The following is a 23,432-nucleotide window of genomic DNA, read 5'->3' as shown; positions in this document are numbered from 1 at the left end:
GCGACCGGCCGCGCGCGGCGTTCCCGCCGCCTCCCTTCCGTCCGCGGGTGCGCGGGCGCCTCGCGGGAGAGGACCGGGCACTATGTCGGATATTTCATACTTTGCGGAGCGATGACCGGGATGATCGGGGTGTGCGAGTGACCGCAGTGCTAGTGCTGGAAGACGGCCGCGTCTTCCACGGGACCCCTTACGGCGCCGAGGGCGAGACCTTCGGCGAGATGGTCTTCAACACGGGGATGACCGGCTACCAGGAGACGCTGACCGACCCCTCCTACCACCGGCAGATCGTCGCGATGACCGCGCCGCACATCGGCAACACCGGGGTCAACGACGAGGACCCCGAGTCCTCGCGCGTCTGGGTCGCCGGCTACGTGGTGCGCGAGCCCGCCCGGGTCGCCTCCAGCTGGCGGGCCAGGCGCTCCCTGGACGAATACCTCAGGGACCAGGGCGTGGTCGGCATCGCCATCCCCGGCACCCGGGCCCTCACCCGCCACCTGCGCGAGCGCGGCGCCATGCGGGCCGGCGTCTTCTCCGGCGGGGCGCTCGCCCCCGTCGAGGAACTGCTGGAGCGCGTCCGGCGCAGCCCCGCGATGGAGGGCGCCGACCTGGCCGGCGAGGTCTCCACCCCGCAGCCGTACGTCGTGCCCGCCATCGGGGAGAAGAAGTACACCGTGGCGGCCGTCGACCTCGGCATCAAGGCCATGACCCCGCACCGGATGGCCGAGCGCGGTTGCGAGGTGCACGTCCTGCCGGCGTCGAGCACCGCCGCCGACATCCTGGCGCTCGACCCGGACGGCGTCTTCTTCTCCAACGGCCCCGGCGACCCCGCCGCCTCCTCCGGACCGGTCGAGGCGCTGCGCGGGGTCCTCGACGCCGGTGTGCCGTTCTTCGGCATCTGCTTCGGCAACCAGATCTTCGGCCGGGCCCTCGGCCTGGGCACCTACAAGCTCCGTTACGGCCACCGCGGCGTCAACCAGCCCGTCCAGGACCGCGGCACCGGCCGGGTCGAGATCTCCGCGCACAACCACGGCTTCGCCGTCCAGGCGCCGCTGGAGGGGGCGTTCGACACCCCGTACGGGCCGGCCGAGGTCAGCCACGTCAACCTCAACGACGGCTGCGTCGAGGGTCTGCGGCTGCTCGACCGCCCTGCCTTCAGCGTCCAGTACCACCCCGAGGCCGCAGCCGGCCCGCACGACTCCGCCGGGCTGTTCGACCACTTCTGCGCGCTGATGGAGCGGACGCGGGCGACGGCCGGCGCAGTGAGCACGACCGACAGCGGAGCCGGCGACGAGCCGGGCACGACCGCGAGCACGGAGGGAAGCAAGGGTGCCTAAGCGCACGGACATACAGTCGATCATGGTGATCGGCTCCGGGCCGATCGTGATCGGCCAGGCCTGTGAGTTCGACTACTCCGGCACCCAGGCCTGCCGCGTGCTGCGCGCCGAGGGCTTCCGCGTGATCCTCGTCAACAGCAACCCGGCGACCATCATGACCGACCCGGAGTTCGCCGACGCCACCTACGTCGAGCCGATCACCCCGGAGATCGTCGAGAAGATCATCGCCAAGGAGCGGCCCGACGCGCTGCTGCCCACCCTCGGCGGGCAGACCGCGCTCAACACCGCGATCGCCCTGTACGAGGCCGGCGTCCTGGCCAGGTACGACGTCGAGCTGATCGGCGCCGACGTCGAGGCCATCCAGGCCGGCGAGAACCGCGAGCTGTTCAAGGGCATCGTGGCCAAGGTCGCCGCCGAGCGCGGCCTCAACGCCGAGTCGGCCCGCTCGTTCGTCTGCCACACCATGGACGAGTGCCTGGCCGCCGCGGCCGAGCTGGGCTACCCGCTGGTGGTGCGTCCCTCCTTCACCATGGGCGGCGTCGGCTCCGGCTTCGCCCACGACGAGGAGGGCCTGCGCCGCATCGCCGGGGCGGGCCTGGACGCCTCCCCGACCACCGAGGTCCTCCTGGAGGAGTCGATCACCGGCTGGAAGGAGTACGAGCTGGAGGTGATGCGCGACCGGGCCGACAACGTCGTCATCGTCTGCTCCATCGAGAACATCGACCCGATGGGCGTGCACACCGGCGACAGCGTCACCGTGGCCCCGGCGCTGACCCTCACCGACCGCGAGTACCAGAACATGCGCGACGTCGCCATCGCGGTCATCCGCGAGGTCGGCGTCGACACCGGCGGCTGCAACATCCAGTTCGCGGTCGACCCGCGCACCGGCCGCATGGTCGTCATCGAGATGAACCCGCGCGTGTCGCGCTCGTCGGCGCTGGCGTCGAAGGCCACCGGCTTCCCGATCGCCAAGATCGCCGCCAAGCTCGCCGTCGGCTACACCCTCGACGAGATCCCCAACGACATCACCAAGGAGACCCCGGCGTCGTTCGAGCCCACGCTCGACTACATCGTGGTCAAGGTGCCCCGCTTCGCCTTCGAGAAGTTCGCCGGCGCCGATGCGACCCTCACCACCCACATGAAGTCGGTCGGCGAGGCCATGGCCATCGGCCGGTCCTTCCCCGAGGCGCTGCAGAAGGCACTGCGCTCCCTGGAGAAGAAGGGGGCCGCCTTCACCTGGGCCGGCGAGCCCGGCGACAAGGACGAGCTGCTGGCCGCCTGCCGCACCCCGCACGACGGGCGCCTGGTCACCATGCAGCAGGCCATCCGCGCCGGGGCCACCGTCGAGGAGCTCGCCGCGGCCACCTGTGTCGACCCGTGGTTCCTCGACCAGCTCCAGGGCATCGACGAGGTCGCCGGCCGGTTGCGCGAGGCGTCCCAGCTCACCGCCGAGGTGCTGACGGAGGCCAAGCGGAACGGCTTCAGCGACGCGCAGATCGCCGAGCTGCGCGACATGACCGAGGAGCGGGTGCGCGACCTGCGCCACGCCCTGGGCGTGCGGCCCGTCTACAACACCGTCGACACCTGCGCCGCCGAGTTCGCCGCGCGCACGCCCTACCTCTACTCCACCTACGACGAGGAGACCGAGGTCCCCCACGGGGACCGCCCCAAGGTCCTCATCCTCGGCTCCGGGCCCAACCGGATCGGTCAGGGCATCGAGTTCGACTACGCGTGCGTGCACGCCTCGTTCGAGCTGTCGGCCGCGGGTTACGAGACCGTCATGGTCAACTGCAACCCCGAGACGGTCTCCACCGACTACGACACCTCCGACCGGCTCTACTTCGAGCCGCTCACCCTGGAGGACGTCCTGGAGGTCGTCCACGCCGAGCAGCAGACCGGCCCGGTCGCGGGCGTCATCGTCCAGCTCGGTGGCCAGACGCCACTGGGCCTGGCCCAGGCGCTCAAGGACGCCGGGGTCCCGATCGTCGGCACCTCGCCGGAGTCGATCCACCTCGCCGAGGAACGCGGCGCCTTCGGCCGGGTCCTCGCCGAGGCCGGCCTGCCCGCACCCAAGCACGGCACCGCGGTGACCGAGGCCGAGGCGCTGGCCATCGCCGCGGAGATCGGCTACCCGGTCCTGGTCCGCCCCTCCTACGTGCTGGGCGGCGCCGGCATGGCCATCGTCTACGACGACGAGACCCTGTCGGCCTACATGGCCAAGGCCGGTGCGGCCAGCGACCACCCGGTGCTGGTGGACAAGTTCCTCGACGAGGCCGTCGAGATCGACGTCGACGCCCTGTTCGACGGCGAGGAGCTCTACCTCGGCGGCGTGATGGAGCACATCGAGGAGGCCGGCATCCACTCCGGCGACTCGGCGTGCTCACTGCCGCCGATGACGCTGGGCGGCTTCGACATCAAGCGGATCCGCGTCGCCACCGAGGCCATCGCCCGGGGCGTCGGCGTGCGGGGCCTGCTGAACGTCCAGTACGCCATGTCGGCCAACATCCTGTACGTGCTGGAGGCCAACCCGCGGGCCAGCCGTACCGTCCCGTTCGTCTCCAAGGCCACGGCGGTGCCGCTGGCCAAGGCGGCGGCCCGGGTGATGATGGGCGCCACCGTGGCCGAGCTGCGCGCCGAGGGCATGCTCCCCGCCGAGGGCGACGGCGGCACCCTGCCGCTGGACGCGCCGATCGCGGTCAAGGAGGCCGTGCTGCCGTTCAACCGGTTCCGGGGCGTCGACATCGTGCTGAGCCCGGAGATGCGCTCCACGGGCGAGGTCATGGGCATCGACGAGTTCTTCGGCACGGCCTACGCCAAGTCGCAGGCCGCCGCCTACGGCTCGCTGCCGACCAAGGGACGGGCCTTCGTCTCGGTCGCGAACCGCGACAAACGGGCCATGATCTTCCCGGTCAAGGCGCTCGCCGACCTCGGGTTCGAGATCCTGGCCACCGAGGGAACCGCCGAGGTGCTGCGCCGCAACGGCGTCCGTGCCAAGATCGTGCGAAAGCAGAGCGAGGGAACCGGTCCCGACGGGGAGCCGACGATCGTGCGGCGAATCCTGGAGGGGGAGGTGGATCTCATCGTGAACACGCCCTTCGGCAGCCCCGGCCAGTCCGGGCCGCGGCTGGACGGCTACGAGATCCGCACCGCCGCCGTGCTCCGGGGCATCCCCTGCATCACGACCGTCCAGGGCCTGGCAGCGGCGGTGCAAGGCATCCAGGCGATCGTCCGCGGCGACATCGGCGTACGGTCGCTCCAGGAGCACGCGAAGCGGTTGCGGATGCCCTAGCGGAGGTGAGGGAGACGCCTGTTACTCCGGTACAGGTGACGGGCACGGTGCTGACGACGCGCCGCGTCGACGCCTACCATGCGTTGACCGTGGTGGCACCCGGCATCGCCGAGCGGTTCCGCCCCGGCCACTTCGTCGGGGTGGCCGTCGGCGGGCCGAACACGTCGATGCTCACCCGCCGTGCCTTCTCCGTCCACGACGTCAAGCCCGACTACGGCGGCACGGTCGAGTTCGTCCTGTCGCCCCGCGGGCCGGGGACGGCCTGGCTGGCCGAGCGCCGTGCCCGTGACACCCTCGACCTGGTCGGCCCGCTGGGCCGCCCGTTCCCGCTGCCCCGTGATCCGGTGACGTGCGTCCTGGTGGGCGCCGAGTACGGCTCGGCGACGCTGTTCACGGTCGCCGACGCGCTCCAGCGGCGTGGCTGCCGCGTCGACTTCGTGCTCGGCGCGGCCTCCGCCGACCGGGTGTTCGGCGCCCTGCGCGCCAGGAGGATGGGGGAGACCACCACGCTCACCACCGAGGACGGCTCCCTGGGCCTGCGCGGCCGGGTGACCGACGTGCTGCCCGCGGTGATCGCCGACGTCCGCGCCGACGCGGTCTACGCCTGCGGCCCGATGCCCGTGCTGCGCGGTGTGACCGCGGTGGCCGTCGAGCTCGGCATCCCGGTCCAGGTGGCCGTGGAGGAGCGGATGGCGTGCGGGATCGGCGTGTGCATGACGTGTGTGCTGCCGGTCATCGGGGAGGACGGGGTCACCCGCATGGTGCGCTCGTGCGTCGAAGGACCGGTCTTCCGCGGCGAGCGCGTCCGTTTCGACGACGTGGGGACGATCCCGTTCGACGCGCTGGGGGCACCCGGCGGAGGAACACGGCATGTCGGTTGACATGCGGACGTACCTCGGGCACGTGGAGCTGGCCAACCCCGTCACCACGGCCGCGGGGTGCGCGGCGTCCGGCTCCGAGCTCGCCCAGTTCTTCGACCTGGGCAGGATCGGCGCGCTGACCACCCGGTCGATCACGATGGCCCCCAGGGCGGGCCGTCCGACCCCCAGGATGGCGGAGACCCCCTCGGGCCTGCTCAACGCCGTCGGCCTCCAGGGGCCGGGCGTGGACGCCTTCCTGGAGCGCGAGCTGCCCTGGCTGGCGCAGCGGGGCGTCAAGACCGTGGTGTCCATCGGCGGCGGCACCGTCGCCGAGTACACCGCGCTGGCCCGCAGGCTCACCGACGCCCCCGGCGTCACCGCCGTCGAGGTGAACCTGTCGTGTCCCAACATCGAGGACCGCGGCCGGGTGTTCGCCCGCGACGGCGCCGCCTCGGCCGAGGTGATCGCCTCGGTGCGCTCGGTGATGCGCTACGAGGTGCCCGTGGTGGCCAAGCTCTCGCCGGACGTGCTGGACATCGTGAGCGTCGCCCGGGCGTGCGTCGACGGCGGCGCCGACGCGCTCTCAATGATCAACAACCCGCTCGGCATGAGCATCGACACCGAGGCCATGCGTCCCACACTCGCGGCCGTCACCGGCGGCCTGTCCGGTCCGGCCATCCGCCCGCTGGCCGTACGCTGCGTGTGGCAGGTGCACGCGGCCCTGCCCAGCGTGCCCATCATCGGCATGGGCGGCGTGCTGACCGGCAGGGACGCCTTCGAGTTCATCCTCGCCGGGGCCTGCGTCGTCGCGGTGGGGACCGCGTTGTTCCACGACCCCTACGCCTGCCTGCGCGTCCTGCGCGAGCTGGAGGAGCTCCTGGCGGCCCGGGGGTTCCACCGGCTGGCCGACGCGGTCGGGCTGGCCCACCGCCCGCCGGGGGCGTCCACCCGGCACCGCATCGATCTGGAGGAGAGTTCCCTATGACGCCCGCACCCATCGCCGTCGCCCTGGACGCGCCCGACCTAGAGACCGCGGCGCACTGGGCGAGCCTGGTCACCCCCCACGTGAGCACGGTCAAGGTCGGCCTCGAACTCTACCTCCGTTACGGCCCCGACGTGATCGCCTCGGTCCGCGGCGCGAGCGGCGTCCAGGTCTTTTTGGACCTGAAGCTCCACGACATCCCCAACACCGTCGCGGGCGCCGCCAGGGCCGTCGCGCGGCTCAAGCCCGCGATCCTGACCGTACACGCCGCCGGGGGGCCCTCGATGATCAGGGCGGCCGTGGACGCCCTGCCGGGCACCCGGATCGCGGCCGTGACGCTCCTCACCTCGCTCTCCGAGGCGGATCTGGAGCGGGTCGGGGTCAACGGCCCCTCCGAGGACGCCGTGCGCCGCCTGGCGGCCGTGGCCGTCGGAGCGGGAGCCCAGGCCCTCGTCTGCTCGCCGCGCGAGCTCGCCGCCGTGCGCGCGGAGGTCGGGCCCGGCATCGTCCTGATCACTCCCGGTGTCCGCCCCGCCGGCTCCGCGGTCCAGGACCAGGCGAGGGTGGCGACCCCCGAGCAGGCGTTCGCCGACGGAGCCGACCTCCTCGTGATCGGCCGGCCGATCACCGGTTCCCCCGACCCCGGCGCGACCGCCGCGGGCATCGCCGCCGCGCTGCGGCGCGCCTCCGCCGCCGCCGGAAGGCCCCTGTGATCCAACCCCGGAAAACTCGGCCATGAGCGTAGTTTCATCGACGCAGCGCGTTTTGCCGCGCACGTAAAGTCACGAAGTAGATTTTCTAAGGGGATAAAGTGGTCTTGACGTTGCTTGAAACGCCATGACCAGCTAGTTTCCCTTCCCGTCCGAGTACATCGACAGGAAATTCGAGGTGACCCGGCGTGGCTCTTCCTCCCCTTACCCCTGAGCAGCGCGCCGCAGCCCTAGAGAAGGCTGCCAAGGCCCGCCGAGAGCGTGCCGAGGTGAAGAACCGTCTCAAGCACGGTGCCGTATCTCTGGCTGAGGTGCTCAAAGACGGGCAGACCGACGACGTCATCGGCAAGATGAAGGTCTCGGCTCTTCTCGAGTCGCTGCCCGGAGTGGGCAAGGTCCGCGCCAAGCAGCTCATGGAGCGGCTTGGCATCGCAGAGTCCCGCCGCGTGCGGGGTCTCGGCACCAACCAGCGGGCTTCGCTCGAGCGTGAGTTCGGCGGGGCCGAGAGCTAGTCTCGGTTCAGGCACGGGCTCGGCTCAGTAAGGAAACACGCTCCCCGCACGGGGAAACTGCATCACGGGGGGTTTGGAGTGACCGGAACGTCGTGGTCCGACGGCAGTCGGACCTCGCAGGTGGCCGCCGATGGCGGATCCGGTCGCTCCTCATCCTCGGCCGGAGGTCCGCAGGAGGCGTCAGCCTCGGCGGGGCTCACGGCCGGCAAGCGCCTGACGGTCCTGTCCGGGCCGTCCGGCGTCGGCAAGTCCACGGTCGTCGCCGAGCTTCGGCGGGCACACCCCGAGGTGTGGCTGTCGGTCTCGGTGACCACCAGGAAACCCCGCCCGGGCGAGACCCACGGGGTGGAGTACTTCTTCGCCGACGACGACGAGTTCGACCGCCTCGCCGCCTCCGGCGAGCTGCTGGAATGGGCCGAGTTCGCCGGCAACCGGTACGGCACGCCGCGCGGCCCGGTGCTCGCCAAGCTCGCGGCCGGGGTTCCCACCGTGCTGGAGATCGACCTCCAGGGGGCCCGGCAGGTGCGCGCGACCATGCCCGAGGCACTGCTCGTCTTCCTGGCGCCCCCGACCTGGCAGGAGCTGGAGAAGCGCCTGCGCGGGCGCGGCACCGAGCCCGAGGACGTCATCGCCCGGCGCCTGGCGGCCGGCCGGATCGAGATGGCGGCCGAGCAGGAATTCGACGTGACCCTGGTCAACACGTCCGTCCAGGACGTATGTCATCGGCTGATAGCCTTGATGGCTGATGCTCCCGAGGCTCCACGCCCCGGACGTTCACCTAGCTAGGGGAAAACACACGTGGCAACCAGCGCCGCCTACTCCGAAGGCATCACCAACCCGTCGATCGACGCTCTGCTGGAGGTCGTCGACAGCAAGTACAGTCTCGTGATCTTCGGCTCCAAGCGGGCGCGTCAGATCAACGCCTACTACTCCCAGCTCGGCGAGGGCCTGCTGGAGTACGTCGGCCCGCTCGTCGAGACGCACGCCCAGGAGAAGCCGCTGTCCATCGCGCTGCGCGAGGTCAGCGAGGGCCTGCTCACCGCCGAGCCGATCGAGGGCTGACCTCCTTCGATGCGGACCCCTGACGAGGGCGCGGCCACCGCCGGGCCCGCGGAGCCGGGCGCCGGGGAAGGCCGCCCCGGATCTGCCGGGGCCCGCCGCAGGCCCCGGGTGGTGCTCGGCGTGAGTGCCGGCATCGCCGCCTACAAGGCCTGCGAGCTGCTGCGCCTGTTCACCGAGTCCGGCCACGACGTGCGCGTCGTGCCCACCCGGGAGGCGCTCCGCTTCGTCGGCGAGCCGACCTGGGCCGCGCTGTCCGGCAACCCGGTCACCGCCGACGTGTGGGAGTCGGTGCACGAGGTGCCGCACGTCCGCATCGGGCAGAACGCCGACCTGGTGGTCGTCGCCCCCGCCACCGCCGACGTGCTGGCCAAGGCCGCCCACGGGCTGGCCGGCGACCTGCTCACCAACACCCTGCTCACCGCGCGCTGCCCGGTGGTGTTCGCCCCCGCGATGCACACCGAGATGTGGGAGCACCCCGCGACCCGCGCCAACGTGGCCACGCTCCGCGAGCGCGGCTCGATCGTCGTCGACCCCGCGGTGGGCCGCCTGACCGGCGCCGACACGGGCCCCGGCCGGCTGCCCGACCCGAAGGAGATCTTCGAGGTCTGCCGCCGGGTCCTCGCCGGGCGCCCGGCCGACCTGGCGGGACGCCGGGTGGTCGTCTCGGCCGGCGGTACCCGCGAGGCGATCGACCCGGTCCGTTTCATCGGCAACCGCTCCTCCGGCCTGCAGGGGTACGCGCTGGCCCGCACCGCGGTCGCCCGGGGCGCGGAGGTGACCCTGGTGGCCGCCAACGTCGCGCTGCCCGACCCCGCGGGGGTCCGGGTGGTCCGGGTCGAGTCGGCCCTGCAGATGCGCGCCGCCGTGCTCGACGCCCTGGAAGGCGCCGACGCCGTGGTCATGGCCGCCGCGGTCGCCGACTTCAGGCCCGCGGCGCGCAACGAGTCGAAGATCAAGAAAACCGGGGCCGAGCCCGATCCGGTGCACCTGACGAAGAACCCCGACATCCTGGCCGAGCTGGGGGAGCGGCGTCGCGACGGCCTCAAGCCGTACCCGCGGGTGATCGCCGGGTTCGCGGCCGAGACCGACGACGTCCTCGCCAACGGCCGGGCGAAACTCGCCCGCAAGGGCTGCGACCTCCTCGTGGTCAACCAGGTGGGCGACGGCCTCGCCTTCGGCACCCCCGACAACGCGGCGACGATCCTGGTGGCCGGCGGCGAGCCGGTCGAGGTGCCCCGGGGGCCCAAGGAGGAGCTCGCCGACGTGGTCTGGGACCTCGTCGCCGCGCGTCTCGCCTGACCACTTGCCCGGCTCACTCCCGCGGCGGATACTGCGTCCGAGGTGACCCAGGCCGTTGGGACAGGGAGGGGTCCGATCATGCCGGTTGCCGCCGTCGTCCGAGCCCGCTGCCGCGCGCTGCTTCCCCCGGGCGAGGAGATCTGCTATGTCCTTCCCGCGCTGTCGGTGGGTTCCCCGGGGATGGCGACCTTCCTCATCGTCGTCACCGACCTGTCCGTCCTGGTGCTGTCCACCAAGTTCTTCGACCGCGACGCGCCCACCTCGGTGTACGCCGCCCATCCCCGCCGCACCCGCCTCGGTCCCGTCGAGTTCTCCGAAGGTGCGTGCATCGAGCTGGGCGGGATGGCGTTCGAGATCGAGGAGGAGTACGTCGCGGTGGTCTGCGCCGCCGACGCCGAGGTCTTCGCCCCGGAGACCCTTCCCTGCGACCCGCTCCCGGACCTGTGACCGGGCCTCCGCCTCGTCCTGTCCCCGGTCTTTCCGACACGATGCGAGGCGGTTTCGCGGCGCCGCCGTCCGTGCGGCTAGACTTCGGCGGAGCGCTACTGGTGTCCCGCCGACGCCAGAGCCCCCAGACGCCAGCAGCCGCTGCATGAGGAGCCACTGACTTGTCCCGTCGCCTGTTCACCTCCGAGTCGGTCACCGAGGGCCACCCGGACAAGATCGCCGACCAGATCAGTGACGCGATTCTCGACGCCATGCTCAAGGGTGACCCCAAGAGCCGTGTCGCGGTCGAGACGCTGATCACCACCGGTCAGGTCCACGTCGCCGGAGAGGTGACGACGGAGACCTACGTCGACATCCCCGGCCTGATCCGGGAGAAGATCCTGGAGATCGGCTACGACGCCTCGCACAAGGGCTTCGACGGCGCCTCCTGCGGCGTGTCGGTGTCCATCGGCGCGCAGTCGCCCGACATCGCCCAGGGCGTCGACGACGCCTATGAGGCCCGCGAGGGCGAGGCCGGCGACGAGCTCGACCGCCAGGGCGCCGGCGACCAGGGCCTCATGTTCGGCTACGCCTGCCGCGAGACCCCCGAGCTGATGCCGCTGCCGATCCAGCTCGCGCACCGCCTCGCCGAGCGCCTGTCGCAGGTCCGCAAGGACGGCACCGTGCCCTACCTGCGTCCCGACGGCAAGACCCAGGTCACCATCGAGTACGACGGCGACCGCCCGGTCAGGCTCGACACCGTGGTCGTCTCCACCCAGCACGCCGCCGAGATCGACCTCAAGGAGATGCTCGCTCCCGACATCAAGGAGCACGTGGTCGACCCGGTCCTCGCCGGTGTGGAGCTCGAGACCGAGGGCTACCGCCTCCTGGTCAACCCGACCGGCCGTTTCGAGATCGGCGGCCCGATGGGCGACGCCGGCCTGACCGGCCGTAAGATCATCGTCGACACCTACGGCGGCATGGCCCGTCACGGCGGCGGCGCCTTCTCCGGCAAGGACCCGTCCAAGGTCGACCGCTCGGCCGCCTACGCCATGCGCTGGGTCGCCAAGAACATCGTCGCCGCCGGTCTCGCCGACCGCGCCGAGGTCCAGGTCGCCTACGCCATCGGCAAGGCCCACCCGGTCGGCGTGTTCGTCGAGACCTTCGGCACCGAGAAGGTGGAGATCGACAAGATCCAGGAGGCCGTGCTCAAGGTCTTCGACCTGCGTCCGGCCGCGATCATCCGCGACCTCGACCTGCTCCGCCCGATCTACTCGGCGACCTCGGCCTACGGTCACTTCGGCCGGCCCGAGTTCTCCTGGGAGGCCACCGACCGCGCCGACGCCCTGCGCGCCGCCGCCGGTCTCTGACCCGACCTCCGAACGGCCTCCGTGAGACTCCTCACGGGGGCCGTTTCCTGTCACGGGGCCGCACCGGGCGGAGCGCGGGAGGCATCGGAGCCGGACGGCACGGGCGCGGCGCCGGGTTTGTCGGGGGCGTCAAGGCGGCCGGGAAACGCTTGTCCCGCTCCACGCTGACAGCGGGCCCGCGGTGGCTGTTTCATCGGGCACATGCTGGAACAACCGATGTACGCGATCGACGATCCGCGGGTGTTGCGGGAACTGGTCGCGGCCCACGGGTGGGCGATCCTGGTGAGCGTGTCCGACGGCGGGAAGCCCGTGGTCTCGCACCTGCCGGTCATCCCCGACCCGGCCAGTCCCGGGCCCGCCGTGCTGGGGCACCTGGCCCGTGAGGACGCGGAGGAGCACGGGCTCGGGCGGCGCCCCGTGGTGATCGTCGTCGAGGGGCCGGAGGGGTATGTCTCGCCGACCCTCTACCGGGCGGGCCCGTACGTGCCGACGTGGAACTTCGTCGTCCTCCACCTGCACGGCACGCCGCAGGTGCTGAGCCCCGAGGAGACCTACCGGGTGCTCTCGGACACCGTGGACCACTTCGAGGCGGGGCGTCCCGAGCCGTTCCGGCTGGGGTCGGTCGAGGAGTACGCCCACCGGATCGCCCCGGCGGTGACGGGGTTCCGCCTGGTGCCCGACCGGGCCGTGGGCAAGGCCAAACTGAGCCAGGAGAAGCCCGCTGAGATCGTCGAGCGGGTGATCGAAGCCCTCGACGGCGGCGGCGCGTACGGCAATCCCGCTCTCGCCGGAGCCATGCGCGCCGCGCGATGAGGCCGGTCCGCTCCCGGGAGGGGAGCGGGTCGCGGGGGACCGGTTCGACGGAGGAAGGCGGGCCGCGCCGGGGACGCGGGCGGGCCGTGCCGGTGAGAGCACGGCCCGTCAGATTCAGGCGTGGGCCGCGCCGGCCAGGATGCCGCCGTACTGGATGGCGACCAGGTGGCCGATCGGGATCGTCTCGTCCGGTGTGCCCGCCTCGGCCTCGGCGCACCACGCGGCGTAGGTCTCCGACAGGACGCGGGCCCGCGTGCGGATGGCCGGGGTGCCGTTGCCGATGGCCAGTTCGCCCTCCAGAGCGCGCAACAGCATGCCGCCGAACCGGAGCCGGACGCTGTGCACGGTGTCGTGGCAGGACCGCCGCTCGGCGACGGTGGCGGGCCGGTCGCTCTCCGGGGCCTCGGCGCGGTGCCGCGCCGTGGCGGCCATGCCCTCGACGAACGGCACGAAGAACCTGCTCGCCCGGATGAACGGGGAGCGGGTCGCCAGGTCGGCCGAGACGGCGGACAGGGTCTCGTCGAGCACGGCGAACGACTCACGCAGGTCCGCCGCGTGGGCCCCGAGCAGGTCGGCGTAGGAGATCCCCGCGGGGGAGCGGTCCCCGGCCGCCGGTTCGCGCCAGTAGGGCAGCTCGGCGGCCAGGCAGAGCGTGCCGTACCTGGCCGCGTAGGAGTCGCTGGCCCCGCCCGCGATCTGCGCCACGGGGTCCTCACCGAGCGCCTCGATGTAGTCGTAGGCGTCCTCCATGCGGGGGGTGAGGAAGACGGCCTCCTCCAGCGTCCGCACCGAGGGGTGCTCCGGCTCGCCGGCGTGCAGCGGCACCCCGTAACGGCCGGGCAGGGCCTTGAGCACGGACTGCAGGGCCGGCACCGGGCGGTTGAGGTAGAAGAACGCCCCGCCCATCTCGGCGTTGTGCAGGGTGGTCATGAACGCCGGACGGGTGTCGTCGATCAGCCGCATCAGGGCCAGGGTCTCGGGTGTCACCCGGTCGAAGTAGGCGCGCTTGTAGGCGAAGGGGAAGGTCCACTCGACCTGCTCGTCACCCGCGGGCCGGTAGAAGTGCCTGCCGTAGTGGGCCTTGGTGAAGGGGCCGGCGAACCATCCCTCGTTGAGCCTGGTGCCGTCCGGGTCGAGGCAGCCCACGATGTGCCAGGTGCAGCCGGTGGAGGCGCGCAGCCCGGCGTCCTCGCACAGCCGGGTGGCGAGGTGGATCACGGTGAGGCCGCCGATGGGCTCGTTGGGGTGGGGCATCGCGCCGACCAGCGCGTGCCGCGGCCCGTCCCCCACGGTGAGGCAGAGGATCGGCTCGCCCAGGGCCGAGCTGCCCACCCGGCGCAGCGAGGCGACGCCGGGATGGTCGCCGGCCAGCCGGGTGAGGGCGGCCGTGATCTCGTCCACGGTGGCGAAACGGTCGTAGTGGGGAACGGAGTCGAGCTCGTCGCTCAGCGCAGGATCGATCACCCCCACAGTGTGCCGACCGGGGTTCGGACGCGGCACCGTGCCAGGTCCCAAGGTCGTACGGTGGTATTTGTGGTAATCGTCAAGCGGTCGTCACGGAGGAAACGGGCTGCTTCAATTGATATTTCCGGTCCGTGCCGAACCCGGACGGGTGCCGGTTCGCGCCGTGCCCGGAACGGCGGTCGCATCCGGAAGGCCCGCAAGGACCCCGGAAGGACGGAGAGGGAGGCGGATGTCGCCGGCTGACCTGCTGCCCGACGCCTCGATGGTGCGGCCCTACCGGCCCCCGCTGAGTCAGGTCCTCCGGACGCTGGGACGCGATGTGGTCTCCACGGCGTACCTTCCCGGCGACCCGCACCTGACCGTCGGCGAACCCGTCGTCCACGATCCCGACGACCCGCTGGAGGAACGCCCCGGGTGCGTGCTGCTCGCCGTCGGGGCCCGCGCCGCCAGCCCGGCCACCCGGGAGCTCCTGCTGCGGGCGGGCCGGCACGGTTACCACGCCGTGGTGGTCAAGGACCGGGGCGCCGACCTGGCCCCGCTCATCGAGGCCGCGCGGCAGGCGGGGGTGGCGCTGCTCGTCGCGCCGGAGCAGGTCCCGTGGCGCCAGCTCGACGCGCTGCTGACCGCGGCGACCGCCGGCCCCGGCGAGATCACCACCACCTACTCCGCGGTCGGCATGGGAGACCTGTTCGCCCTGGCCAACGCGATCGCCTCCACGATCGGCGGCGCCACCTGCATCGAGGACCCGCAGGGCAACGTGCTGGCCTACTCCAACATCCCCGGCCAGGAGATCGACGAGATCCGCAAGCTCGGCATCCTGGGACGCAAGACGCCCAAGCGGCCGACCAACCGCAGCGAGTACAGCCGCGTGTTCCGGGCCGACGGCCCCGTCGGGTTCGCCAGCCTGGAGCCCGGTCACACCCCGCGTCTGGCGACGGCGGTACGGGCCGGTTCCCAGCTGCTCGGGTTCATCTGGGTGCTCGACGGCACCCCGCCGGTCGTCCCGGACGCCGCGCAGCTGCTGGAGGACGCCGGGCGGATCGCCGCCCTGCACATGCTGCGCGCCCGCAACCCCAGCGACCCGCAGCGCTGGCAGCGCGCCGAGACGCTGCGCGCGCTGCTCGACGGCGCCGTCTCCGGGTCCGCGGCGGTCGCCCGGCTCGGCCTGTCGGCCGACACGCCGGTGGTGATCGTCGCGTTCGCGCCCGCCATGCCTGCGGCCGAGCCGGGTACGGTCGTGGCGAGTGTCGCCGACCTGATCAGCCTGGGGTGCGAGGCGTGGCACAACGAGGCGGTCTGCACCACGGGCTGGGGCAAGGTCTACGCGCTGCTGCCGGTCGCCCCCGGCATCCCGGTGAAGGATCTGGTGCGGGCCGTGACGGATGTCGCGGCCTCGGTCCGCAAGTCCACCGGGATCGGCCTGCACGCCGGGATCGGTCCGGTGGTCGAGAGGCTGGCCGACGCCCCCGTCTCCAGCGGGCTGGCGGACCGGGTCGTCCGGGTGCTGGCGGAGACGGCGGCGGGGACGGCGCGGGTCGCCACCGACGAGCAGGTGCGCAGCCGCATCGCCCTGCTGGACCTGGCCGAGCGGGGCGGGGTCGCCACGCAGATGCTGGCACCGGTACGGCGGATGCTGGAGCACGACGCGGCGCACTCCACCACGCACGCGGCCACACTGCTGTCGTACCTGGACGCCTTCGGCGAGGCCGCCAGGGCCGCAGCGGAGCTGTCGGTGCACGAGAACACGCTCCGCTACCGCATCCGCAGGCTCCAGGAGCTGTTCGACGTGGACCTGGCCGACCCGGCGGAGCGGCTCGTGATCTGGCTTCAGCTCCGCCTGCTGCACATGCGCGAGGAGATCTGACGCCCGCCGTGCGGGGACGGCGGCGGGACGCTGTGGCGGGGCACAACGACACCCGGGGGAAACGTCCGCCCTCGACGATGAGCGGTCGCGGTGTGCCCGCCTAGCGTCAGCCCCATGTCTTCTCACCTGCTGTTGCGCAACGCGCGGATGGGTCTCGGCGGCCCGGTCCGCCATGTTCTGATCGTCGACGGCCGGGTCGCGGAGGTGAGCGCCGATCCGCCTCCCCGCGGCGGGGCGGTGGAGAGCGTGGACGTCGCGGGCGGCACGCTCCTGCCCGGTTTGTGGGACGCGCACGTGCACTCGCTGCAGTGGGCACAGGCACGCCGCCGGATCGACCTGACCTCCGCGCGGTCGGCGCGGGAGGCCGCCGAGCTCATCGCCCCGCACGCGGGCCCGGCCGGTCTCACGATCGGGTACGGGTTCCGCGACGGCCTGTGGCCGGACGCCCCGCACAAGTCCCTGTTGCAGGCGGTGGCGCCCGGCAGGGCGATCGCCCTGGTCAGCAACGACCTGCACACCGTCTGGCTCAGCCCCGCGGCGCTGGCGGCCGTCGGCAGGGGCGAGCACCCGACCGGCGTGCTGCGTGAGCGCGACTGCTACGACACGATGGCGGAGCTGCCCCCGCCGCCGGCGGCGGAGCTCGACCGCTGGGTGGCCGAGGCCACCACCGCCGCGGCGGCCCGGGGCGTCGTCGGCATGCTGGACTTCGAATTCGCCGACAACGTCGCCGACTGGTCCCGCCGGGTCGCCGAGCACCGGATCGACGTCCGGGTCACCTGTTCGATCCCGAAGGACCGGCTGGAGGAGGCGATCGGCCGCGGGCTGCGCACCGGGGATCCGGTGGCCTCCTCCGCCGGGCTGCTGGAGGTGGGCCCGGTCAAGATATTCGTGGACGGTTCCCTGAACACCAGGACCGCCTACTGCGAGGACCCCTACCCCGGCACCGACACGCGCGGGCTGTTGGAGACCGGGCCGGACGAGCTGCACGGGGTCATGTCCCTGGCCGCCCGGAACGGGATCGCCTCGGCGGTGCACGCCATCGGCGACCTGGCGGCGGGCATCGCGCTGGACGCCTTCGAACGGGTCGGCTGTCCGGGAAGGATCGAGCACGCCCAGCTCGTCCGCGCCGAGGACTTCCCCCGGTTCGCCCGCCCCGGCCTCGTCGCCGGGGTGCAGCCCGCCCACGCCCCCGACGACCGGGAGGTGGCCGACCTGCACTGGCACAGCCGGACCGGCCGGGCCTTCGCCTACGCCGACCTGCTCGCCGCCGGGGCCACCCTGGAGCTGGGCTCGGACGCCCCGGTGGCGCCGCTGGACCCCTGGGACGGCATCGCCTCCGCCGTGACCAGGACCGACGACGACCGGCCGCCGTGGCACCCGGAGCAGGCGCTCCCGCTTGCGGTGGCGCTGGCCGCGGCGAGCAGGGGGCGGACCGGGATACGGCCGGGCGACCCCGCCGACCTGATGATCACCGAGTCCGACCCGGCCGCCCTGGAGGGGGAGGATCTGCGCCGGATGCCCGTCCTCGGCACCCTGCTCGGCGGACGCTGGACCCACCGCCGCTCCATCTGACCCCCGGGACCGGCGGTCACCCGCTCCATCTGACCCTGTGCCCGCCGGTCCCGGACCCTCGTCCCGGGCCCGCGCGTCCGCCGCCACCCGGCAGAGCCGGAGGGATCTGCGGTAACCCGGCGGAAACGCGGGAGTCACCGGACGGTGGCCCACTGTTGCGGGAGACAAAGGGACACCGCGCGGTTGAACCTCTCCGACAATGAACCGCCCGGCTCCGCTGTGGCACGCTCGACCCCAGGCGATCGCCCCCTCACCCGGTGGAGCGTAGGAACACCCCCCCACGTCACCCGGCAGCTGCCGCATCTGGACCTTCCCCGCACGCACCAATGGAGGTGCCAGCAGATGTCTGACCGATCACCACGAGCCCGAGGGATCCGCCGGGCGGCGGCCGCGGCCGCCGCCGGAGCCCTGGCCGTCACCCTCGCGGCCTGCTCCGGCGCCTCCGGCGGGGCGGGCGGCGGTGCCGCGCCGGCCGGCGAGAAGACCTACTCGGTGGGCGTGACCACCTACTTCCTGTCGCACTTCCTGCCGGGCAAGGCGGTCGGCTCGAACGTCGACTACGCCATCTACACCCCGCTGACGAAGGTCGACACGGCGACCGGCAAGGCCGTCAACGCGGTGGCCGAGTCGATCGAGTCCGAGGACAACAAGGTCTGGACCATCAAGATCAAGAAGGGGTGGACGTTCCACAACGGTGAGCCTGTCACCGCCCAGTCCTTCGCCGACTCGTGGAACGCCACGGCCTACGGCCCCAACGCCTACACCAACAACTACATGTTCGCGAACTTCAAGGGGTACGTGGACCTGAACCCCGCCGAGGGGAAACCCAAGGCCGAGACCCTCTCCGGGGTCGAGGTCACCGGCACCGACACCCTGAAGGTCACCCTCGACAAGCCGCTGGCACTGCTGCCGTACGTGCTGGCCCAGTCGGCCTTCGCACCGGTCCCCAAGGCCGCGCTCACCGGCGCCGACGCCTTCGACCGCAAGCCCATCGGGAACGGTCCGTACCAGATGGAGGGCGAGGGGATCGTCACCGGCGCGACGAAGGTGAGCCTGAAGAGGTTCGCCGGGTACGCGGGCACGCCCGGCAACGCCGAGCGGATCGAGGTGAAGTCCTACCAGGACGAGGGCGCCGCCTACCGCGACCTGCAGGCGGGCAACATCGACGTCACCCTGGTCAGCGGCAACAACCTCACCAGCGCGTCCACCCAGTTCAAGGACCGCCTCGTCCAGGCGCCGTTCCCCGCGCTGATGTATCTCGGCTTCCCGCTCTGGGACGAGCGCTTCTCCGACGTCCGGGTCCGCCAGGCGTTCTCGCACGCCGTGGACCGGCAGGCGATCGTGAAGTCGCTGCTGCGGGGCTTCGGCCGGCCCGCCACCGGCCTGGCCGGGACGACCGTCCCCGGCGGGGGCGCGGACGAGTGCTCCGCGTGCACGTACGACCCGGCGAAGGCCAGGACGCTGCTCGCCGAGGCGGGGGGCTGGAAGGGCCCGCTGAAGCTGTGGACCTACCAGGACCCGCTGAACACCGTGATCCTGGAGGCCATCGGCAACCAGCTCCGTGCCAACCTCGGCATCGAGGCCGTCACGACGCAGGCCCAGCCCGTCGACCAGCTCTACCCCAACATGACGGCCAAGAAGATCGACGGCCCGGTGCTGCTCTACATGGGCGCGGGGTACCCGCACCTGTACGCGCTGGCCGACCAGCTCTTCACCAAGGGCTCGGCCGCCAACGTCACCGGGTACGCCGACGAGGAGTTCGCCTCCCTGATGGCCGAGGCGGCGGGCGCCGGGCCCGACGAGGCCGTCGGGCTGACCCGCCGGGCCACCGGGCACGCCCTCGGCGGCCTGCCACTCGCGCCGCTCTTCTGGCCGGTCGGCGGCCTGCCGCACTCGGCGGAGGTCGGCGGGGTGAAGCCCGAGTTCCTCGGCGGGGTCGCCCTCTCCGCGGTCACGGTCGGCTGAGGGAGGTCGTCCCGTGGGTGGGTACATCGTCCGCCGGCTGCTCATGGCGGTTCCGGTCCTCTTCGGGACCACCTTCATCATCTACGTCGCGGTCTATGCCCTGCCCGGGGACCCGGTCCAGGCCCTGGCCGGCCCGAACCAGGTGGTCTCGCCCTCGCTCGCGCAGGCGATGCGCGAGCGGTACCACCTGGACGAGCCGCTCCTGATCCGCTACGGCCTCTACCTGCGAGGGCTGCTCGGCGGCGACCTGGGCGTCAGCTTCAGCGGGCGTCCGGTCTCGGAGATCATCGCGGCGAGCTGGCCGGTCACCCTTCAGCTCGGCCTGACCGCGTGGCTGTTCACCGCGGTGATCGGGGTGCCGCTGGGCACCCTGGCCGGCGTCCGCCGCGGCCGGGCGGCGGACATGCTGGTCCTGGCCGGGACCACCTTCCTGATGGGCGTGCCGTTCTTCGTGGTCGCCTACGTCGCGCAGATCGTGCTGGGCGTCAACCTCGGCTGGCTCCCGGTGTCGGGCACGGAGGCGGGCTGGCCGCTCGCCTACGTGCTGCCCGGCCTGGTCCTCGCCCTGTACGGGCTGCCGCAGGTGGCCCGGCTGACCCGCACGAGCGTGCTGGACAACCTGGGCGCCGACCACGTCGACACCGCGATCGCCAAGGGCCTGCCCCGCCGGACCGTGGTCCTGTGGCACGTGGTGCGCAACTCGCTGGTCCCGGTGGTGTCGCTGCTCGGGGTGAGCCTCGGCTACCTGCTCAGCGGCACCGTCCTGATCGAGGGGATCTTCAACCTGCCCGGCCTGGGCTACCAGATCTTCGTCGCCGTCCCGCAGCACGACGGCCCCGTCGTCGTCGGTGTCGGGACCCTCCTCGTCATCGTCTTCCTGCTGGTGAACCTGATGGTGGACCTGCTCTATGGCATCCTCGACCCCCGCATCCGCCTCGACTGAGCCCCCGGCCGAGCCCCTGGCCGGGTCCCCGGTGAAGCGGCCGGGCCCCGGCTCCGGCCCCTGGCGCCGGCTGCGGCGGCGGCCCTCGTTCCTCGTCCCGGCCGTCTTCGTGCTGCTGGTCTGCGCGATGGCCGCCTTCCCGCCGGCGTTCGCCGGCTGGTTCGGCCACGGCGACCCGCGCCGGTGCGACCTGGCCGACAGCGGGCTCCCGCCCACCCCCGGCCACCCGTTCGGCTTCGACATCCAGGGCTGCGACCTGTACAGCAACGTCGTGTACGGCGCGCGCTCCTCGGTGCTCATCGCGCTCCTGGCCACGGCCGGGATGCTGGCGATCGCCGTGGTCCTGGGCCTGCTGGCGGGCTACTTCCGCGGCTGGGTGGACGCCCTCGTCAGCCGCGTCATGGACGTGTTCTTCGGCTTCCCCTCACTCGTCGGGATGATCGTCATCCTGCAGACGCTCAGCGTGCACAACGAGGTCGCGGTCGCCGGGGTGCTGGTCCTGTTCGGCTGGCCGGTCCTGGCCCGCGTCATGCGGGGCTCGGTGCTCGCCGCGGCGAGCACCGAGTACGTCGCCGCGGCGCGCGGCATCGGCGCGAGCGCCCCGCGGATCCTGCTCCGCCACGTGCTGCCCAACTCCTTCGGCCCGGTCGCGGTCCTGGCCGGCCTCAACGTGGGCCTCGTCATCGCCTCGGAGTCGGCGCTCACCTTCCTCGGCGTCGGGCTGCAGACCCCGGCGATCTCCTGGGGGGTGCAGCTCAACACCGCCCAGCAGTACTTCACCTCGGCCCCGCACCTGCTGCTGTTCCCCTCGGTCTTCCTGACCGTGACGGTGCTCAGCTTCGTGCTCCTCGGCGACGCCCTCCGCGACGCCTTCGACCCCCGGCTCCGGTAGGCGCCGGTGCGACCGACAGGAAGTCCGACAGGAAGGGCGTGCGCCATGGGCCCGCTGGAATCGTCACCGGGTTTCGACGGCTCGGCGCCCCTGCTCGCCGTCGAGGACCTGCATGTGGAGTTCGCGGCCCCGCACGGGGCGGTCCGCGTGCTCAACGGCGTCGGCTACACCGTGGAGGCCGGCGAGACGCTCGCCGTGCTGGGCGAGTCGGGCAGCGGCAAGAGCGTGACCGCCCGCGCGATCATGGGGCTGGTCCGGCCGCCCCGGGGAAGGGTGGTCGCGGGTGCCGTGCGGCTGCGCGGCGTCGACCTGCTCGCGCTGCCCGAGGAGGGCAGGCGCCGGCTGCGCGGCACCGTCGTCGCCATGGTCTTCCAGGACGCGTTGTCCGCGCTGAACCCGGTGCTCACGGTCGGCCACCAGATCGCCGAGCTGTTCCGCGCACACCGCGGCATGTCCAGGAAGGACGCCCACCGCGAGGCCGTCGCGGCGCTCGACGCGGTGCGCATCCCCTCGGCGGCCCGGCGGGCGGGCGACTACCCGCACCAGTTCTCCGGCGGCATGCGCCAGCGCGTCGGCATCGCGCTCGCCATCGCGCTCAGGCCGCGGCTGATCATCGCCGACGAGCCGACCACCGCCCTCGACGTGACCGTGCAGGCGCAGATCATCCGCCTGCTGGCGGAGATCCAGCGCGAGCACGGCACGGGGCTCGTGCTCATCACCCACGACATGGGCGTCGTCGCCGACATCGCCGACCGGGTCGCCGTCATGTACGCCGGGCGGGTGGTGGAGCGCGGCACCGCCCTGGAGGTGTACGCCCGCCCCGCCCACCCGTACACCGAGGCGCTGCTGGAGGCCGTTCCCCGGCCGGACCTGCGAGGCCGCCGGCTGAAGGTGATCCCCGGTGTCCCGCCCGACCCGGCCAGGCCGCTTCCCGGGTGCGCGTTCCGGCCCCGCTGCGGGTACGCCACGGCGGCCTGTGCCCACGTCCCCGTGGCGCACGAGATCGGACCGGGCAGGCTCACCGCCTGCCACGAATGGGAGAGGGTGACGCCGTGACCGAGACGGTGCTGGAGGCGCGCGACGTGGTCAGGCACTTCCCGGTCACCCGGGGCGCGGTGCTGCGGCGCGTGGTCGGCCGGGTCCGGGCCCTGGACGGGGTGAGCCTCACCCTGGCCAGGGGGGAGACACTGGGCATCGTGGGCGAGTCGGGGTGCGGCAAGTCGACCCTAGCCAGGGTGCTCACCGCGCTGGACCGGCCCGGCTCCGGCGAGGTGACGGTGCTCGGCATGCCGCTGCACCGGATGCGCGGGTCCGAGCTGCGCCGGGCCCGGCGCCATGTCCAGCTCGTCTTCCAGGATCCCTACGGCTCGCTCGACCCGCGCATGACCGTCGCCGAGATCGTCCGTGAGCCGTACGAGGTCCACCCCGACCTCGTGCCGCGCGGGCGGCGGGAGGAGCGGGTGCGCGAACTGCTGGAGGTGGTGGGGCTCAACCCCGACCACTCCGGCCGTTTCCCCCACCAGTTCTCCGGCGGCCAGCGGCAGCGGGTCGGCATCGCGCGCGCTCTGGCCCTGCGGCCGGACGTGCTGGTCTGCGACGAGCCCGTCTCGGCGCTGGACGTCTCGGTGCAGGCGCAGATCGTCAACCTGCTGGAGCGGCTGCGCGAGGAGTTCCGGCTCGCGTACGTCTTCATCGCGCACGACCTGGGCGTGGTGCGGCACCTCGCCGACCGGGTCGCGGTGATGTACCTCGGCAGGGTCGTCGAGACCGGTTCCGCGTCCGACGTGTACGAGCACGCCGCCCACCCCTACACGCGGGCGCTGCTGTCGGCCGCGCCCGTGCCCGATCCGGCCTCGCGCGGCACCCGGCGGGAGATCGTCCTGACGGGTGAGCCGCCGAGCCCGGTGGACGTGCCCCCGGGCTGCTCCTTCCATCCCCGCTGCCCCGTCGCGGTGGCGGACTGCCGCCGGCTGCCGCCGGTCCTCGCCCCTGTCGCCCGCCCCGGCCACCTGGCGGCCTGCCACCTCGCCGGCCGGTAGCCGCCGGGCCGTGCCCTCCCGCGGGCGGGCCGCGGG

The 23,432-nt window shown here is 72.6% G+C and carries 20 protein-coding genes; 19 read left to right on the top strand and 1 reads right to left on the bottom strand.

The genetic code is table 11. The features are described from left to right. The first annotated feature begins 137 nt into the window (after positions 1-137). The 12 genes from carA (at position 138) to F4562_RS07025 (ending at position 12,657) form a co-directional block, all read left to right on the top strand. Entirely contained in the window at positions 138-1,334 is a 1,197-nt protein-coding gene (carA, locus tag F4562_RS07080) for a glutamine-hydrolyzing carbamoyl-phosphate synthase small subunit (RefSeq protein WP_184543645.1), read from the top strand. Continuing rightward, positions 1,327-4,623, top strand: a complete 3,297-nt coding sequence (gene carB, locus F4562_RS07075) for a carbamoyl-phosphate synthase large subunit (protein WP_184543652.1) — start codon at positions 1,327-1,329, stop codon at positions 4,621-4,623. Before carA ends, carB begins: the two co-directional genes overlap by 8 nt. Before the next feature lie 35 nt (positions 4,624-4,658). Then, complete coding sequence (locus tag F4562_RS07070) at positions 4,659-5,504, top strand: dihydroorotate dehydrogenase electron transfer subunit (RefSeq protein WP_311734091.1); 846 nt, start codon at positions 4,659-4,661, stop codon at positions 5,502-5,504. Beyond that, entirely contained in the window at positions 5,494-6,468 is a 975-nt protein-coding gene (locus F4562_RS07065) for a dihydroorotate dehydrogenase (RefSeq protein ID WP_184543656.1), read from the top strand. Before F4562_RS07070 ends, F4562_RS07065 begins: the two co-directional genes overlap by 11 nt. After that, entirely contained in the window at positions 6,465-7,178 is a 714-nt protein-coding gene (gene pyrF / locus F4562_RS07060; protein ID WP_184543658.1) for an orotidine-5'-phosphate decarboxylase, read from the top strand. Before F4562_RS07065 ends, pyrF begins: the two co-directional genes overlap by 4 nt. 185 nt (positions 7,179-7,363) lie before the next feature. Next, positions 7,364-7,687, top strand: a complete 324-nt coding sequence (gene mihF, locus F4562_RS07055; protein ID WP_184543660.1) for an integration host factor, actinobacterial type — start codon at positions 7,364-7,366, stop codon at positions 7,685-7,687. Between the two features lie 213 nt (positions 7,688-7,900). Continuing rightward, on the top strand, positions 7,901-8,473 hold the full coding sequence (gene gmk / locus F4562_RS07050) for a guanylate kinase (RefSeq protein ID WP_221207393.1): 573 nt from the start codon (positions 7,901-7,903) through the stop codon (positions 8,471-8,473). A gap of 12 nt (positions 8,474-8,485) precedes the next feature. Next, positions 8,486-8,749, top strand: coding sequence for a DNA-directed RNA polymerase subunit omega (gene rpoZ / locus F4562_RS07045; protein ID WP_184543662.1), 264 nt, complete (start codon positions 8,486-8,488; stop codon positions 8,747-8,749). A 108-nt stretch (positions 8,750-8,857) separates the two neighbouring features. Continuing rightward, positions 8,858-10,048 (top strand): bifunctional phosphopantothenoylcysteine decarboxylase/phosphopantothenate--cysteine ligase CoaBC, encoded by a 1,191-nt coding sequence (gene coaBC, locus F4562_RS07040; protein ID WP_184544093.1) that lies wholly within the window; start codon positions 8,858-8,860, stop codon positions 10,046-10,048. Between the two features lie 78 nt (positions 10,049-10,126). Continuing rightward, positions 10,127-10,495: a hypothetical protein gene (locus tag F4562_RS07035; protein ID WP_184543664.1), complete on the top strand. Its 369-nt coding sequence runs from the start codon at positions 10,127-10,129 to the stop codon at positions 10,493-10,495. A 161-nt stretch (positions 10,496-10,656) separates the two neighbouring features. Further along, a complete protein-coding gene (metK, locus tag F4562_RS07030) occupies positions 10,657-11,844 on the top strand; it encodes a methionine adenosyltransferase (protein WP_184543666.1) in 1,188 nt (395 codons plus the stop codon). Between the two features lie 201 nt (positions 11,845-12,045). Next, positions 12,046-12,657: an FMN-binding negative transcriptional regulator gene (locus F4562_RS07025; RefSeq protein ID WP_184543668.1), complete on the top strand. Its 612-nt coding sequence runs from the start codon at positions 12,046-12,048 to the stop codon at positions 12,655-12,657. 114 nt (positions 12,658-12,771) lie between these two features. On the opposite strand, the gene F4562_RS07020 is transcribed toward F4562_RS07025, so the two are convergent. Next, positions 12,772-14,121 (bottom strand): M14 family zinc carboxypeptidase, encoded by a 1,350-nt coding sequence (locus tag F4562_RS07020; protein WP_184543670.1) that lies wholly within the window; start codon positions 14,119-14,121, stop codon positions 12,772-12,774. A gap of 229 nt (positions 14,122-14,350) precedes the next feature. On the opposite strand from F4562_RS07020, the gene F4562_RS07015 reads away from it, so the two are divergent. From F4562_RS07015 to F4562_RS06985, 7 genes are all read left to right on the top strand, one after another. Then, complete coding sequence (locus F4562_RS07015; protein WP_184543672.1) at positions 14,351-15,985, top strand: helix-turn-helix domain-containing protein; 1,635 nt, start codon at positions 14,351-14,353, stop codon at positions 15,983-15,985. A 114-nt stretch (positions 15,986-16,099) separates the two neighbouring features. Beyond that, positions 16,100-17,557, top strand: coding sequence for an amidohydrolase (locus F4562_RS07010; protein ID WP_184543674.1), 1,458 nt, complete (start codon positions 16,100-16,102; stop codon positions 17,555-17,557). A gap of 342 nt (positions 17,558-17,899) precedes the next feature. Then, positions 17,900-19,522, top strand: coding sequence for a peptide ABC transporter substrate-binding protein (locus tag F4562_RS07005; protein WP_184543676.1), 1,623 nt, complete (start codon positions 17,900-17,902; stop codon positions 19,520-19,522). A 13-nt stretch (positions 19,523-19,535) separates the two neighbouring features. Continuing rightward, a complete protein-coding gene (locus tag F4562_RS36225) occupies positions 19,536-20,465 on the top strand; it encodes an ABC transporter permease (protein ID WP_184543679.1) in 930 nt (309 codons plus the stop codon). After that, positions 20,431-21,357: an ABC transporter permease gene (locus F4562_RS06995; RefSeq protein ID WP_184543681.1), complete on the top strand. Its 927-nt coding sequence runs from the start codon at positions 20,431-20,433 to the stop codon at positions 21,355-21,357. Before F4562_RS36225 ends, F4562_RS06995 begins: the two co-directional genes overlap by 35 nt. A 45-nt stretch (positions 21,358-21,402) precedes the next feature. Further along, positions 21,403-22,413 (top strand): ABC transporter ATP-binding protein, encoded by a 1,011-nt coding sequence (locus tag F4562_RS06990; RefSeq protein ID WP_184543683.1) that lies wholly within the window; start codon positions 21,403-21,405, stop codon positions 22,411-22,413. Then, a complete protein-coding gene (locus F4562_RS06985; RefSeq protein ID WP_184543685.1) occupies positions 22,410-23,396 on the top strand; it encodes an ABC transporter ATP-binding protein in 987 nt (328 codons plus the stop codon). Before F4562_RS06990 ends, F4562_RS06985 begins: the two co-directional genes overlap by 4 nt. Positions 23,397-23,432 lie beyond the last annotated feature (36 nt).

Source organism: Streptosporangium becharense (assembly GCF_014204985.1).
GTDB lineage: Bacteria > Actinomycetota > Actinomycetes > Streptosporangiales > Streptosporangiaceae > Streptosporangium > Streptosporangium becharense.
The sequence above is the reverse complement of the archived record's forward strand: the minus strand, read 5'-3'. Positions and strand labels throughout refer to the sequence as shown.

Excerpts from the sequence above, each read along its gene's own strand:
- F4562_RS07065 (WP_184543656.1), top strand. The coding sequence starts at position 5,494 with ATGTCGGTTGACATGCGGACGTACCTCGGGCACGTGGAGCTGGCCAAC.
- pyrF (WP_184543658.1), top strand. The coding sequence starts at position 6,465 with ATGACGCCCGCACCCATCGCCGTCGCCCTGGACGCGCCCGACCTAGAG.
- F4562_RS07035 (WP_184543664.1), top strand. The coding sequence starts at position 10,127 with ATGCCGGTTGCCGCCGTCGTCCGAGCCCGCTGCCGCGCGCTGCTTCCC.
- F4562_RS07025 (WP_184543668.1), top strand. The coding sequence starts at position 12,046 with ATGCTGGAACAACCGATGTACGCGATCGACGATCCGCGGGTGTTGCGG.
- F4562_RS07015 (WP_184543672.1), top strand. The coding sequence starts at position 14,351 with ATGTCGCCGGCTGACCTGCTGCCCGACGCCTCGATGGTGCGGCCCTAC.
- F4562_RS07010 (WP_184543674.1), top strand. The coding sequence starts at position 16,100 with ATGTCTTCTCACCTGCTGTTGCGCAACGCGCGGATGGGTCTCGGCGGC.
- F4562_RS07005 (WP_184543676.1), top strand. The coding sequence starts at position 17,900 with ATGTCTGACCGATCACCACGAGCCCGAGGGATCCGCCGGGCGGCGGCC.
- F4562_RS06995 (WP_184543681.1), top strand. The coding sequence starts at position 20,431 with ATGGCATCCTCGACCCCCGCATCCGCCTCGACTGAGCCCCCGGCCGAG.
- F4562_RS06990 (WP_184543683.1), top strand. The coding sequence starts at position 21,403 with ATGGGCCCGCTGGAATCGTCACCGGGTTTCGACGGCTCGGCGCCCCTG.